This window comes from Halorhodospira sp. 9621, from assembly GCF_022228055.1.
GTDB lineage: Bacteria > Pseudomonadota > Gammaproteobacteria > Nitrococcales > Halorhodospiraceae > Halorhodospira > Halorhodospira halophila_A.
The window spans coordinates 16,760-29,831 of record NZ_JAJNRD010000008.1 but is presented as its reverse complement, the minus strand read 5'-3'; the positions used below and the strand labels follow the sequence as shown (position 1 = coordinate 29,831).

The following is a 13,072-nucleotide window of genomic DNA, read 5'->3' as shown; positions in this document are numbered from 1 at the left end:
ATTGGGCGCTTGAATCAACGGAACCTTAACTAAAAGATTTCTAAATAACCACCCGTCCTTGGGCCGATGCAGCGGCGCCGGTCGGCCCTCAATGCGCCTGCTCCCAATCATCGCCAACACCGACCTCGACTTCCAAGGGCACGGACAGCATGCCGCCATCGGCCGCCGTCATCAGCCGGCGCACCTCGTCGCCGATGGTCGTCTCCTGCCCGGCCGGCACCTCCAGCACCAGCTCGTCGTGCACCTGCATGACCAGCCGGGCCTCGGGGAAGCGTTCGGCGAGCAGGGCATCGACATCGATCATGGCCCGCTTGATGACATCCGCCGCGGTGCCCTGCATGGGGGCGTTGATAGCGGTGCGCTCGGCGTACTCGCGGCGCTGGCGGTTGCGGCTGTGAATCTCGGGCACGTGCAGGCGGCGACCGAAGACGGTCTCGACGAAGCCCTGCTCGCGCGCCTGCTCACGGGCGCGGTCCATGAAGGTGCGCACCCCCGGGTAACGCTCGAAATAGCGGTCGATGTAGGTCTGCGCCTCATCGCGGGGGATGCCCAGCTGACGGCCCAGCCCCCAAGCGGACATGCCGTAGATCAGCCCGAAGTTGATCGCCTTGGCGGCGCGGCGCTGCTCGTCGCTGGCCTCGGCGGTGGCGAAGACCTCGGCAGCGGTGGCCCGGTGGATGTCCTCGCCCTGCTCGAAGGCCCCCCGCAGCCCGGTATCGGCGGAGAGGTGGGCCATGATGCGCAACTCCACCTGGGAGTAGTCGGCGGTGATCAGCCGGTGCCCCGGGCTGGCCACAAAGGCCTTGCGGATGCGCCGCCCCTCGGGCGTGCGCACGGGGATGTTCTGCAGATTGGGGTCCGAGGAGGAGAGCCGCCCGGTGGCGGCCACGGCCTGGTGGTAAGAGGTGTGCACCCGGCCGGTCTGCGGGTGGATCAGCTGCGGGAGCTTGTCGGTGTAGGTGGACTTGAGCTTGGACAGCCCACGGTGCTCCAGGATCAGGCGCGGCAGTTCGTGGCCTCGGGCGCTGAGCTCCTCGAGCACCGACTCGGCGGTGGAGGGCTGGCCCTTGGGGGTCCGCTGGATTACCGGTAATCCCATGCGCTCGAAGAAGATCTCCTGGATCTGCTTGGGCGAGCCGAGGTTGAACGCCTCGCCGGCCTCTTCGTGGGCGTGCTGCTCCACTTCCGCCATGCGCGCGGCCAGCTCCTCGCTTTGGCGCTCGAGCAGCCCGCGGTCAACGCGCACCCCGTGGCGCTCCATGCGCGAGAGCACGGGCAGCAGGGGCATCTCCAGCTCATTGAAGACCCGCAGCAGGCCCGGCTCCGCCTGCAGGCGGGGATGGAGCAGCCGGTGCAGGCGCAGGGCGATGTCGGCGTCCTCGGCGGCGTAGTGGCCGGCACGCTCGACGTCGATCTCGGCAAACGGCACCTGCCGGGCCCCCTTGCCGCAGAGCTCCTCGTAGCTGGTGACTTCAACACCCAGGTACTTGCTGGCCAGCGAGTCCATGTCGTGACGGGTGGCAGTGGAATCCAGGACGTAGGATTCGAGCATGCTGTCATAGGCCACGCCGCGCAGCTCGATGCCGTAGCGGGCCAGGACGCTCATGTCGTACTTGAGGTTCTGACCGATCTTCTCGGGCTGCTCGGCCTCAAGCAGGGGCCGCAGCACCTCAAGCACCCGGTCGCGGTCCAGCTGCTCGGGGGCACCGGGGCCGCAATGGGCAACCGGCAGGTAGGCGGCCTGCCCCGGCTCGACGGCCACCGAGACACCGACGATGGCCGCGTCCATGTAGTTCAGGCTGTCCGTCTCCAGGTCGACGGAGAACGCCGGGGCGGCGCGCAGGCGCTCGACCCAGGTGTCGAACCCGTCGTCGTCGAGGACGATCTGATAGTCCGTTTCCGGGGCCTCCGGAGGGAGGCTGGCGCCCGTGCCATCGGCCGCGGCAGCAGCATCGCCGGCCTGGATTTCGGCGAGGAAGCGGCGCATGCCGTAGCGCCGGTAGAGCGCCGCGAGGGCTTCCCGATCCGGCGTCCGACGGACAAGGTCCTCGGGGGCGACATCGAGCTCCAGGTCGCAACGGATGGTGGCCAGGTCCACCGAGAGCGGCAGTTCGTCGAGATGGGCGCGCAGGCTCTCGCCGACCTTGCCGCGGATCTCGTCGGCGCGCTCGCGCAGCGCCTCCAGACTGCCGTAGGCATTGAGCCACTTGGCCGCGGTCTTCGGTCCGACCTTGGGGACACCGGGGATGTTGTCGGAGGTATCGCCCACCAGGGCGAGGTAGTCGCGGATCGCCTCCGGCGGCACGCCGAACTTCTCGCGCACGCCCGCCGGATCCAGCCGGGTGCCGCTCATGGTGTTGAGCAGGGAGACACGCTCGTCCACCAGCTGCGCCATGTCCTTGTCGGTGGTCGAGATGATCACCGGCCCCGGGGCACGCACCGCCAGCGTACCGATGACATCGTCGGCCTCAACCCCGTCCACCTCAAGCACGGGCACGCCGAGCGCGGCGATGATCTGCTTGAGCGGCTCGCGCTGGGCGCGCAGCTCGTCGGGCATGGGCGGCCGGTGGGCCTTGTACTGCTCGAAAAGCTCGTCGCGGAAGGTCCGGCCCGGGGCATCGAAGACCACCGCGAAGCGCGCCTGGGGCTCGTCGGCGAGCAGCTTGTGAAGCATGTTGACCACGCCGTAGAGCGCTCCGGTGGGCTCACCGTCGGCGTTGCTCAGCGCCGGCAGGGCGTGGAAGGCACGGTAGAGGTAGGAGGAACCGTCCACCAGGACCAGGCGGTCGTCCGGTTGTGTCATGCAATCGCTCTCTGTGACTGTTGGCGGGCTACGCGGCTATGATAAAGGTTGCAGTCCCGGAGACGATCAACAGCCCAGCCACGGAGCCTTATGGACCCCAAGAACCCCTTCGCGCACCAGGAGCGCATCCCGCTCAACGGCGCCACGCTGACCCGTGAATCCTGGAAGATTTTCCAGATCATGGCCGAGTTCGTGGAGGGCTTCGAACGCCTTTCGTCGATCAAGCCCTCGGTGAGCATCTTCGGCTCGGCCCGCGTCGCCCCGGACCACCCCTACTACCAGTTGGCCGAGCGTGTTGCCCGCGAGGTCTCCGACGCCGGCTTCTCGGTGGTCAGCGGCGGCGGCGGCGGCATCATGGAGGCGGCCAATAAGGGCGCCCAGGCCGGGAAGTCGCCCAGTGTGGGGCTCAACATCCAGCTACCGAAAGAGCAGGAGGCCAATGCGTACCAAGACATCGCCCTGCACTTCCGGCACTTCTTCTCGCGCAAGGTGATGTTCGTCAAGTACGCCTCGGCCTACGTGGTGTTGCCCGGCGGGTTCGGGACGCTGGACGAGCTGGCCGAGATCCTCACCCTGGTGCAGACCGGGAAGACACCGCGCATCCCCATCATCCTGGTGCACAGCCCCTTCTGGGAGAAGCTGGTGGAGTGGTTCCAGGAGCGGCTGGTGGCCGAGGAGGCCATCGACGCCGAGGACATGCACCTGTTCAAGGTCGTGGATACACCGGAGGAGGTGGTCACGGCCATCTTCGACCACTACGAAGACCGCGGCTTCCAGCCCTCCCGCGAGGAGCGGGAGATTCTGCTCGATCTCTAGAGGAAGGGTGGCCATGAGCAGCAGTCGGGGTGCGCGGGGTGCCGGGGGGCTGGTCCTGGCGGGGATGCTGGTGGCCACCACCGCCGGCGGCTTCGAGGCCGATGAACGGATCACGGTGACCCCGCCTCCCCCACCCGAGGGGCTGATCCGCGACGAACCGGATCTCGAGCCGACGGTGACCATCGTCGAGCGCGACTGGGCGGTCATCGAGGAGTACGGCATCGCGGGGCAGATTTACGCGGTACGCATCCAACCGGCGGTCGGCCCACCTTACCTGCTCTACGACACCACCGGAGACGGCGTACTTGACGGCAGCGGCGGTGAGCACGACCCGCTCGAGCCACCGCGCACGCCGCTGTGGCGGCTGTTTAGCTGGTAGCCGGCTCCAGGCCGGCCCGGTCGGCGATCAACCACTTGGTGCCGGCCTCGTCGAAACGGACCTGCAGGCGGGCATTCGGGCCACTGCCCTCGCACTGGAGCAGGATGCCGTCGCCAAAGCGCGGGTGACGCACCCGGCTGCCCAAGCTCAACCCCGCCGGCGGTTCGTCCCCCGGGAGCGAGGGTCCGCTTGGGGCGGTGGCCGACGGCGGCCCCCGGCGCACCGACATGCGCGGGCGCACCTCCTCCAGACCCTCTCCGGGCAGCTCGGTGAGAAAGCGCGACGGCCGGGCCAACTGGTCAACCCCGTGCAGGCGACGCTTCTCGGCGTGGGTCAGGATCAACCGCTGGCGGGCCCGGGTCATGCCCACGTAGCACAGCCGGCGCTCCTCCTCAAGCCGGCCGGGCTCCTCGACGGACATGCGGTGCGGGAACAGCCCTTCCTCCAGGCCCACCAGGAAGACCACGGGGAACTCCAGCCCCTTGGCCGAGTGCAGGGTCATCAGCTGCACGGAGTGCTCCCAGTCGTCGGCCTGCCCCTCGCCCGCCTCCAGGGCGGCGTGACTCAGGAAGGCCGCCAGCGGGTCCTGGTCCTCCTCTTGGTCATCGCGCTGGGCGAAGGTGCGCGCCGCGGTCACCAGCTCGTCGAGGTTCTCCAGGCGGGCCTCGTCGCGTTCGTGGTAGCGGCGCAGCTCGGCGCGAGTGATGGCCTGCTCCACCTGCTCGTGCACCGGCCGGTGGGCGAGTTCCTGATCCAGGGTATCGATGAACGCCAGGAACTCGGACAGGGCGTTGCGCGCCCGGGCCGCCAGGGCCCGCCCGCCCGCCAGCTCGCGGGCGGCGCGCCACATCGAGACATCGCCCTCCCGGGCGGCATAGCGGACAGCGTCGACGGTCTTGGCACCGATGCCCCGGGGTGGGGTGTTCACCACACGCTCGAAGCTGGCGTCATCGTGGCGATTGGCCACCAGACGCAGATAGGCCAGGGCGTCCTTGACCTCAGCGCGCTCGAAAAAGCGCAACCCACCGTAGACGCGAAACGGCAGACGAGCGGCGTGCAGCTCGTGCTCCAGGGCGCGGGACTGGGCGTTGGAGCGGTAGAGGATGGCGAAGTCGGCGTGGCCGTGACCGCCCTCTTCGATAAGCTGGCGGATCCGGTCCACCACCCAACGCGCCTCGTCGATCTCGTTGAAGGCGGCGTACAGGGTGATAGGCTCGCCGCTGCCCCCGTCGGTCCACAACTGCTTGCCGAGCCGGCCGGCATTGTGCTCGATCAGGCGGTTGGCCGCGTCCAGAATGGTGCCGGTGGAGCGGTAGTTCTGCTCCAGACGCACGACCCGAACATCCCCCATCTCGCGCCGGAAGTGCTCGATGTTTTCCACCCGCGCGCCCCGCCAGCCGTAGATGGACTGGTCGTCATCGCCGACGACGAACAGCTCGGCCCGGGCGCCGGCGAGCAGCTTCAGCCACCGGTATTGCAGGGCGTTGGTGTCCTGGAACTCATCGACGAGGATATGCTCGAAACGACGTTGGTAGTGACCGAGCAGTTCGGGGTCGTCGCGCAACAGTTCGTAGGCGCGCAGTAGCAGCTCGGAGAAGTCCACCAACCCGCCCCGCCGGCACGCTTGCTCGTAGTCGTGATAGATCGCCAGCAGCTCTTGCTGATAGTCGCCGGCGGACTCGGTCACGTCGGCGGGACGCTCGCCCTCCTCCTTGCGGCCGCTGATAAAGCCCCGCACCTGGCGGGGCGGAAAACGGGAGTCGTCGGTGCCGCGGGCGCGCAGGACCCGTTTGACCACCCGTAGCTGATCGTCGGCGTCGAGGATCTGGAAGCCCTCGGGCAACCCCGCACGCTGGGTGTGCTGGCGCAGCAGCCGGTGAGCGATGCCGTGAAAGGTGCCCACCCACATGCCGGCGGTGGCGATACCCAGCAGCTCGCCGATGCGGCCGCGCATCTCGCCGGCGGCCTTGTTGGTGAACGTGACCGCCAGGATCGAGAACGGCGAGGCGCCCTCGGCCTGCACGAGGTAGGCGGCGCGCCGGGTGAGCACGCGTGTCTTGCCGCTGCCGGCGCCGGCGAGCACCAGGGCTCGTCCCGGGGGCAGGCAGACGGCCTCGCGCTGGGCGTCATTGAGGTCTGTGGTCAGGCCATCGATCGGCATATCAGGCAGCAGGCAGGGTCTCGGTAGGATCCTGAAGGACAGGGGCGGTGCACATGCGTTCGACCAGCTCCCGGAAAGTGGGTTCTCGGGCGGTCCCGGCCCGCCAGTAGAGAGCCAGGTCGCGGCTGGGTACAGGCTCAGCGAATGGCCGGAGGCTGATGGCGCCGCGGTCCGGCCCGTGACGGGAGGCGCCTGCCGCCAGGGCCGGCAGCAGGGTGACCCCGACCCCGGCGGCCACCATCTGGCGCAGGGTCTCGAGGCTGGTGGCACGGAAAGCCGCCGCCTCGCCGACGTCGTTGCGCCGGCACAGCTCCAGGGCCTGTTCGCGCAGACAGTGCCCCTCCTCCAGGAGCATCAGCTCGGTCTGCTGCAGATCGCTGGTGTGGACCGGTTCCGGATGGTCCAGCGCGTGGCCACGGGGAACGGCCAGGTAGAACGGCTCGTGACACAGTGGCGCCGAGACCAGGTCGTCACCGCCGATCGGCGATGCAAGGATGGCACCGTCGAGGCTGCCGGCACGCAGCTGATCGAGCAGCCGCTGCGTCAGGTCCTCGCGCAGGTGCAGGCGCAGGCGGGGAAAGGTCTGCGCCAGATCCGGGATGACGTGGGGCAGCAGGTACGGTCCGACGGTGGGGATCACCCCCAGGCGGACATCACCGGTCATCGGCTCGGCCTGGGCACGGGCCACCTCGACCATGTCGTCGACGGCGCTGAGGATCCCGCGGGCCCGCTCCGCCAGCCGCTCACCCAGCGGCGTGAGCAGCACCCGCCGGCGATTGCGCTCGACCAGCTGGACTTCCAGGTACTCCTCGAGCTTCTTGAGCTGCGTGGAGAGCGTCGGCTGGCTGACGTAGCAGGCACGCGCCGCTCGCCCAAAATGCCGGTGCTCGGCCACGGCGACCAGATAGCGGAGGTCGCGCAGGTTCATACAACGGGTCCTGTCATTCGACGGTGACCGACTTGGCCAGGTTGCGCGGCTTGTCCACGTCGGTGCCCCGCAGGACCGCCACGTGGTAGGCGAGCAACTGCAGCGGGACAGTGTGGATCACCGGCGAGATGGCCTCTGGGCCGGCAGGCACTGGGAGGACGTGGAAACCACGCGCGGAGCGCAGGGCGGCGGCGTCGTCGGCGAAGACGAACAGACGCCCGCCACGGGCGCGAACCTCCTGGAGGTTCGAGTGCAGTTTGTCGAGCAGATCGTCCCGAGGGGCGACCGCCACCACGGGCATGCCGTCGTCGACCAGGGCCAGGGGGCCGTGCTTGAGTTCGCCGGCGGGGTACGCCTCGGCGTGGATATAGGAGATCTCCTTGAGCTTGAGCGAGCCCTCCAGCGCCACCGGGTAGTGGGCGCCACGGCCCAGGAAGAGGGCGTGGGCACGGTCGACGAACTGCTCGGCCAGCTCGGCCACCTGGGGCTCGATGGCCACGGCGCGCTCCAGGGCGCCGGGCAGCTGCACCGCGGCCCGGACCAGCTCCTGCTCGGCCTGCGGGCGGCCGCGGCGGCGGGCAAAGGCGCCGACCAGCAGCAACAGGGCGGTCAGCTGGGTGGTGAAGGCCTTGGTCGAGGCGACGCCGATCTCGGGCCCGGCCCGGGTCAGCAGGGTCAGGTCGGCCTCGCGCACCAGCGAGCTCTCGGGGACGTTGCAGATGGCCATCACCCCGCCGTAACCCAGCCGGCGCGACTCGCGCAGCGCGGCGAGTACGTCGGCGGTCTCGCCGGACTGAGAGATCACCACCACCAACGTGCCCGGCGGGACGGCGTGGGCCCGATATCGGAATTCGCTGGCCACCTCGACATCGCAGGGCAGTCCAGCGTAGGTCTCGGCCCAGAACCGGGCGATCAGCCCGGCGTGGTACGAGGTGCCGCAGGCGACGATCTGCAGACGCTCGGCCTGGTCGAGGAGCTGTTCGGCGCCGGGGCCGAACGCCGCCTCGAGGACGCGGCCGTCCGCGTGGCGGCCTTCCAGGGTCTCGGCCACCGCCGCCGGCTGCTCGTGGATCTCCTTGAGCATGAAGTGACGGTAGCCGCCCCGCTCCACCGACTCGGCACTGAGCTCGGAGGTGCGCACCGGTCGCTCGACCGGTCGCCCCTCGGCGTCGTAGATGGTGACACCGTCCCGCGAGAGGTCGGCGAGATCGCCGTCCTCGAGGAAGATGAACTGACGGGTTACCGGCAGCAGCGCCGCCACGTCCGAGGCGACGAAGTGCTCGCCGATACCCACACCAATCACCAGGGGGCTACCGCGCCGGCAGGCGATCATCCGTCCCGGCTCGCGGGCGGAGACCACAGCGAAGGCGTAGGCGCCCTCGAGCTCCGGCAGCCCGCCCCGTACCGCCTCGAGCAGATCGACGCCGCCGCGGGTGTGGCGATCGGCGAAAAGGGTGACCGCGACCTCGGTATCGGTCTCCGACTGAAACTCGTAACCAGCGGCGAGCAGCTGTTCGCGCAGCCGCTCGTGATTCTCGATGATGCCGTTGTGGACCAGGGCCACCTCGCCGGCGGCGGTGTGCGGGTGGGCGTTGATGTCGTTGGGGACACCGTGGGTGGCCCAGCGCGTGTGGGCGATGCCGGTGCCGCCGGCCGGCAGCCGGGGCTCGAGTGCGCTGGCCAGGTCATCGACCCGCCCGGCGACCCGGGTCCGCGACAGACGGCCGTCGGGATCGATAACAGCCATTCCGGCGGAGTCGTACCCCCGGTACTCCAGACGCCTCAGGCCTTCCAGCAGGACCGGGGCCACGTCTCGCTGCGCGCAGGCACCGACGATTCCGCACATATCAGCGAATCCAGATGCCCTGCTCGTTGGGCACGAGCAGCACCGAACAGGGGCAATTGCGGCAGACCTGCTGCGCCGTGCTGCCCAGGGCGAGGTCACGCCCGGGGCCGTCACCGCGCTTGCCCACCACGACCATGCTGCTGCGCTCCTTCTCGGCGACGTTGCGGATCACCCGCGACGGGGTCCCGGTCTCCAGCCGGGTCGTGACCTCGATGCCCCGCGCCTCGGCCTGCTCGGCAAAGTGCTGCAGGCGCTCCTGGCCCTCGGTCCGGGTGTCCTCGTCGGTGACGTGCAGCACGGTGAGCGCACCGGTGTGCTCGCCGATATCCAGGGCCAGGGCCTGGGCCGCGGCAGCCTTTTTGGAGAAGTCGGTGGCCAGCATGGGCCGCTGGAACGTCTCGCCGTGGCCGAAGGTATTCGGGTCCGGGGCGATGCGCTCCATGAGCACCGGCAGCGCGGTCTGCCGGGCGAGTTCGAGGACCGTGGAGCCGTGATAGAACTCGCGCAGCAGCCCCTCGCCGCGCGAGCCGAGCAGGATCAGCTGCGCGCCGTAGCCGCGGCCGATCTTGGCGAGCTCCGGCGCGGGGAAGCCGATCGGCTGCTGGATGTCGACCTGGTAGCCGGCCGCCTGGAGGTCTGACTGCTTCTGGGCCAGACGCCGACGGGCCTCGGCGCGATGGCTCTCGCTGAGATCGTCCGGGTCATCGATGCGCAGGACATCGACCAGCGTAAACTGCTTCGCCCCGAACTTGTGCAGCTCACCGATGGCATCGAGCAGGGGCTGGTAGGGGGACTCGAAGTGCACCGCAACGACTGTGTGGTCGAACATGCTCGCTCCTTACTCTTCCTTGGCACCGTCGGACGCCGGCGTGGCATCGCTATCATCGGGAGGTCCGCGACGGCCCGTCAAGCCGGGATGCTGCCAGCCGGGGATGGTCCGGGCGCGGCTGCGCGCGACGGTCAGGGCGTCGGCCGGCGCGTCGCTGGTCAACGTTGTTCCGGCACCGATGGTCGCCCGGTCACCCACCTGGACCGGGGCGACCAGCTGGCTTCCCGAGCCGATGAAGGCGTCGTCGCCGATCCGCGTGCGGTGTTTGCGGGCACCGTCGTAGTTGCACGTGATGGTCCCCGCGCCGAGATTGGCCCGGGCCCCGACCTCAGCATCGCCGACGTAGGTGAGGTGATTGGCCTTGGCCCCGGGACCCAGACGAGCCGCCTTGGTCTCGACGAAATTCCCCACCCGGGCGCCCTCCTCGAGCACGGTCCCGGGACGGAGATGGGCGAAGGGGCCGATCCGGCACCCGGGGCCGATCCGGGCCTGCTCGATGACAGTATAGGGTCCGAGGTGCGCCCCGTCCTCGACAACGCAGTCCCGGAGCACGGTGCCCTGGGCGATGTGCACGTTGTCGCCGAGCGCCACCTCGCCTTCCAGGGTACAGTCGGGGTCGATGGCGCAGTCGGTGCCGAAGCGCACTTGACCGCGCAGAGTGAAACGCTCGGGGGCCACCAGACGCAGGCCTCCGCGCAGCAGCCGCCGGGCCTCGCGGCGCTGGTACGCCTGCTCGACTTCCGCGAGCTGGACAAGGTCGTTGATGCCGCTGGCCTCGCCGGGGTCCGCAGTGAACCGGGCGAGCACCGGGACGCCGTCCGCGACAGCAGCGGCCACCGCATCGGTCAGGTAGTACTCCCCCTGGGCGTTGTCCGCCGACAGGGCTGCCATCCAGCGGCGCAGGTCGGCGGCCGGAGCCGCCATAAGCCCGGTATTGATTTCATCTACGCCCCGCTGCCCCGGGTCGGCGTCCTTCTCCTCGACGATCGCCACCACGCCCCCGGCTGCATCGCGGATCACGCGCCCGTAGCCGGTGGGATCGGGCACCCGGGCGGCCAGCAGCTCCAAGCCGTGGCCGTCCACCAGCGGCTCGAGGGTGGCCGGGGTAACCAGCGGGACATCGCCGTAGAGGACCAAGACCCGATGATCATCGGGGATCTGCGGTAGGGCGCAGGCGACCGCGTGGCCGGTGCCAAGCTGCTCGGGCTGCTCGACCCAGTGCACCGGATAGTCGGCGTGCGCCGCGGCGACCTCCTGGCCGCCGTGACCATAGACCACGTGCACCTGCTCCGGCCCCAAGGCGAGGGCCGTATCGAGCACGTGGGAGAGCAGGGAGCGCCCAGCCAGCGGCTGCAGCACCTTAGGCTGGGCCGAACGCATGCGGGTCCCCTTGCCCGCAGCCAGTATGACCACGGCAACAGGTGCCCGCATGGTCGGTTCCTCCGTTCGCGTCAGCGCTTGGCCCGCTTGCGCAGGCTCTCGAGGGTTCTCAGCTGCGCCATGGCTTCGGCAAGCTCCGCCTGGACGGAGCTGTAATCCACCTCGTCCTTCTGCTCGCGGAGCTTCTCCTCGGCCCGCCGCTTGGCCTCCAGGGCCGCGGCCTCGTCGATGTCACGGGCACGCACTGCGGTATCGGCGAGTACCGTCACCTTGTGCGGCTGGACCTCGAGCAGGCCCCCGGAAGCGTAGAAGAAGAATTCCTCTTCGTCGCCCTCCGGGGTGATGCGCAGCTCACCCGGACGCAGCCGGGTCAGCAGCGGGGCGTGACGCGGGGCGATACCCACGTCACCCTCGGCCGCCGGCGCAATGACCATGCTCGCCTGGCCGGCGTACAGCTGCTCTTCAGCACTTACGATGTCGACTTGGAGCGTGCTCATGGCACCCCCGGATTACAGGTTCTTGGCCTTCTCGGCGGCCTCTTCGACGGTACCGACCATGTAGAACGCCTGCTCGGGCAGGTGGTCGTACTCGCCGTCGATGATCGCCTTGAAGGACGCGACGGTGTCCTTCAGCGGGACGTACTTACCGGACATGCCGGTAAACACTTCCGCCACGAAGAACGGCTGGGACAGGAAGCGCTGGATCTTCCGCGCCCGGGAGACGGTGAGCTTGTCCTCCTCGGAAAGCTCGTCCATGCCCAGGATCGCGATGATGTCCTTGAGCTCCTTGTAACGCTGCAGGACACCCTGGACCCCGCGGGCGACGTCGTAGTGCTCCTGGCCGATGACCAGCGGGTCGAGCTGGCGCGAGGTGGAGTCCAGCGGATCGACCGCCGGGTAGATACCGAGCTCGGCAATCTGGCGCGAGAGCACGATGGTCGCGTCCAGGTGAGCAAAGGTCGTCGCCGGCGCCGGGTCGGTGAGGTCGTCGGCCGGAACATAGACCGCCTGCACCGATGTGATGGAACCGGTCTTGGTGGAGGTGATGCGCTCCTGGAGCTTGCCCATCTCCTCGGCCAGCGTCGGCTGGTAGCCGACTGCCGACGGCATGCGGCCGAGCAGCGCGGAGACCTCCTGGCCGGCCAAGGTGTAACGGTAGATGTTGTCGATGAACATCAGCACGTCACGCCCCTCGTCGCGGAAGTACTCGGCCATGGTCAGGCCGGTCAGCGCGACGCGCAGGCGGTTACCCGGCGGCTCGTTCATCTGGCCGTAGACCAGCGAGACCTTGTCGAGGACGTTGGAGTCCTTCATCTCGTGGTAGAAGTCGTTGCCCTCGCGGGTGCGCTCGCCGACACCAGCAAAGACGGAGTAACCGGAGTGCTCCACCGCGATGTTGCGGATCAGCTCCATCATGTTGACCGTCTTGCCGACGCCGGCGCCGCCAAACAGGCCGACCTTGCCACCCTTGGCGAACGGGCACAGCAGGTCGATGACCTTGATCCCGGTCTCAAGCAGCTCCTGGCCGCCGGACTGGTCCTCGTAGGTCGGCGCGTTGCGGTGGATCGGCCAGCGCTCCTCGGTCTTCACGTCGCCGGCCTCGTCCACCGGCTCGCCGAGGACGTCCATGATGCGCCCCAGGGTCCCCTGGCCGACCGGCACCGAGATCGGGCCGCCGGTGTTCGAGACTTTCTCCGAGCGCGTCAGGCCGTCGGAGGACCCCATGGCGATCGTGCGGACGACGCCGTCGCCCAGCTGCTGCTGGACCTCGAGGGTCAGGCCCCGCTCGTCGACCACGAGGGCGTCGTAGATCTGCGGCACCTGGTCACGCGGAAATTCCACGTCGACCACTGCACCAATCACCTGAACGATCTTTCCAGCGCTCATTCGGATCCCCTCAGATAGCTTCTCGCGGGCCGCGCAGGCCCGCC

Annotated in this window: 10 protein-coding genes; 2 read left to right on the top strand and 8 right to left on the bottom strand. The window is 69.1% G+C overall.

Annotation, left to right across the window (positions count from 1 at the left end; all coding sequences use genetic code 11):
* Nucleotides 1-88: 88 nt before the first annotated feature.
* Nucleotides 89-2,803: a DNA polymerase I gene (gene polA, locus LRF89_RS05805; protein WP_238636718.1), complete on the bottom strand. Its 2,715-nt coding sequence runs from the start codon at nucleotides 2,801-2,803 to the stop codon at nucleotides 89-91.
* 90 nt (nucleotides 2,804-2,893) lie between these two features.
* Here polA and LRF89_RS05800 point away from each other — a divergent pair, with 90 nt between their 5' ends.
* Nucleotides 2,894-3,619 carry a TIGR00730 family Rossman fold protein gene (locus tag LRF89_RS05800; protein ID WP_201170269.1) on the top strand — a complete coding sequence of 242 codons (726 nt, stop codon included), beginning with the start codon at nucleotides 2,894-2,896 and terminating at the stop codon, nucleotides 3,617-3,619.
* Nucleotides 3,620-3,632: 13 nt separating this feature from the next.
* Nucleotides 3,633-3,998, top strand: a complete 366-nt coding sequence (locus tag LRF89_RS05795; protein WP_238636717.1) for a DUF2782 domain-containing protein — start codon at nucleotides 3,633-3,635, stop codon at nucleotides 3,996-3,998.
* On the opposite strand, the gene uvrD is transcribed toward LRF89_RS05795, so the two are convergent.
* Genes uvrD through atpD form a run of 7 tightly spaced genes read right to left on the bottom strand, consistent with a single transcriptional unit; the run spans nucleotide 3,988 to nucleotide 13,028 of the window.
* Nucleotides 3,988-6,159 carry a DNA helicase II gene (gene uvrD / locus LRF89_RS05790; protein ID WP_238636716.1) on the bottom strand — a complete coding sequence of 724 codons (2,172 nt, stop codon included), beginning with the start codon at nucleotides 6,157-6,159 and terminating at the stop codon, nucleotides 3,988-3,990. The two genes, LRF89_RS05795 and uvrD, sit on opposite strands and share 11 nt — an antisense overlap.
* A gap of 1 nt (nucleotide 6,160) precedes the next feature.
* Nucleotides 6,161-7,087 (bottom strand): LysR substrate-binding domain-containing protein, encoded by a 927-nt coding sequence (locus tag LRF89_RS05785; protein ID WP_201170264.1) that lies wholly within the window; start codon nucleotides 7,085-7,087, stop codon nucleotides 6,161-6,163.
* 13 nt (nucleotides 7,088-7,100) lie between these two features.
* Complete coding sequence (gene glmS / locus LRF89_RS05780; RefSeq protein ID WP_201170260.1) at nucleotides 7,101-8,933, bottom strand: glutamine--fructose-6-phosphate transaminase (isomerizing); 1,833 nt, start codon at nucleotides 8,931-8,933, stop codon at nucleotides 7,101-7,103.
* 1 nt (nucleotide 8,934) lies between these two features.
* The gene (locus LRF89_RS05775; RefSeq protein WP_201242127.1) at nucleotides 8,935-9,762 is read right to left on the bottom strand and encodes a universal stress protein; all 828 of its coding nucleotides are present in this window, start codon (nucleotides 9,760-9,762) and stop codon (nucleotides 8,935-8,937) included.
* A 9-nt stretch (nucleotides 9,763-9,771) separates the two neighbouring features.
* Nucleotides 9,772-11,193 (bottom strand): bifunctional UDP-N-acetylglucosamine diphosphorylase/glucosamine-1-phosphate N-acetyltransferase GlmU, encoded by a 1,422-nt coding sequence (glmU, locus tag LRF89_RS05770; RefSeq protein WP_238636715.1) that lies wholly within the window; start codon nucleotides 11,191-11,193, stop codon nucleotides 9,772-9,774.
* A 20-nt stretch (nucleotides 11,194-11,213) separates the two neighbouring features.
* Nucleotides 11,214-11,639, bottom strand: coding sequence for a F0F1 ATP synthase subunit epsilon (locus tag LRF89_RS05765; protein ID WP_011815214.1), 426 nt, complete (start codon nucleotides 11,637-11,639; stop codon nucleotides 11,214-11,216).
* A 12-nt stretch (nucleotides 11,640-11,651) separates the two neighbouring features.
* Nucleotides 11,652-13,028, bottom strand: a complete 1,377-nt coding sequence (gene atpD / locus LRF89_RS05760; protein WP_201170253.1) for a F0F1 ATP synthase subunit beta — start codon at nucleotides 13,026-13,028, stop codon at nucleotides 11,652-11,654.
* Nucleotides 13,029-13,072: the final 44 nt, after the last annotated feature.

Coding starts and splice junctions, on each gene's coding strand:
- LRF89_RS05775 (WP_201242127.1), bottom strand. CDS start 9,762: ATGTTCGACCACACAGTCGTTGCGGTGCACTTCGAGTCCCCCTACCAG.
- LRF89_RS05795 (WP_238636717.1), top strand. CDS start 3,633: ATGAGCAGCAGTCGGGGTGCGCGGGGTGCCGGGGGGCTGGTCCTGGCG.
- LRF89_RS05765 (WP_011815214.1), bottom strand. CDS start 11,639: ATGAGCACGCTCCAAGTCGACATCGTAAGTGCTGAAGAGCAGCTGTAC.
- LRF89_RS05800 (WP_201170269.1), top strand. CDS start 2,894: ATGGACCCCAAGAACCCCTTCGCGCACCAGGAGCGCATCCCGCTCAAC.
- glmS (WP_201170260.1), bottom strand. CDS start 8,933: ATGTGCGGAATCGTCGGTGCCTGCGCGCAGCGAGACGTGGCCCCGGTC.
- uvrD (WP_238636716.1), bottom strand. CDS start 6,159: ATGCCGATCGATGGCCTGACCACAGACCTCAATGACGCCCAGCGCGAG.
- LRF89_RS05785 (WP_201170264.1), bottom strand. CDS start 7,087: ATGAACCTGCGCGACCTCCGCTATCTGGTCGCCGTGGCCGAGCACCGG.
- atpD (WP_201170253.1), bottom strand. CDS start 13,028: ATGAGCGCTGGAAAGATCGTTCAGGTGATTGGTGCAGTGGTCGACGTG.
- glmU (WP_238636715.1), bottom strand. CDS start 11,193: ATGCGGGCACCTGTTGCCGTGGTCATACTGGCTGCGGGCAAGGGGACC.
- polA (WP_238636718.1), bottom strand. CDS start 2,803: ATGACACAACCGGACGACCGCCTGGTCCTGGTGGACGGTTCCTCCTAC.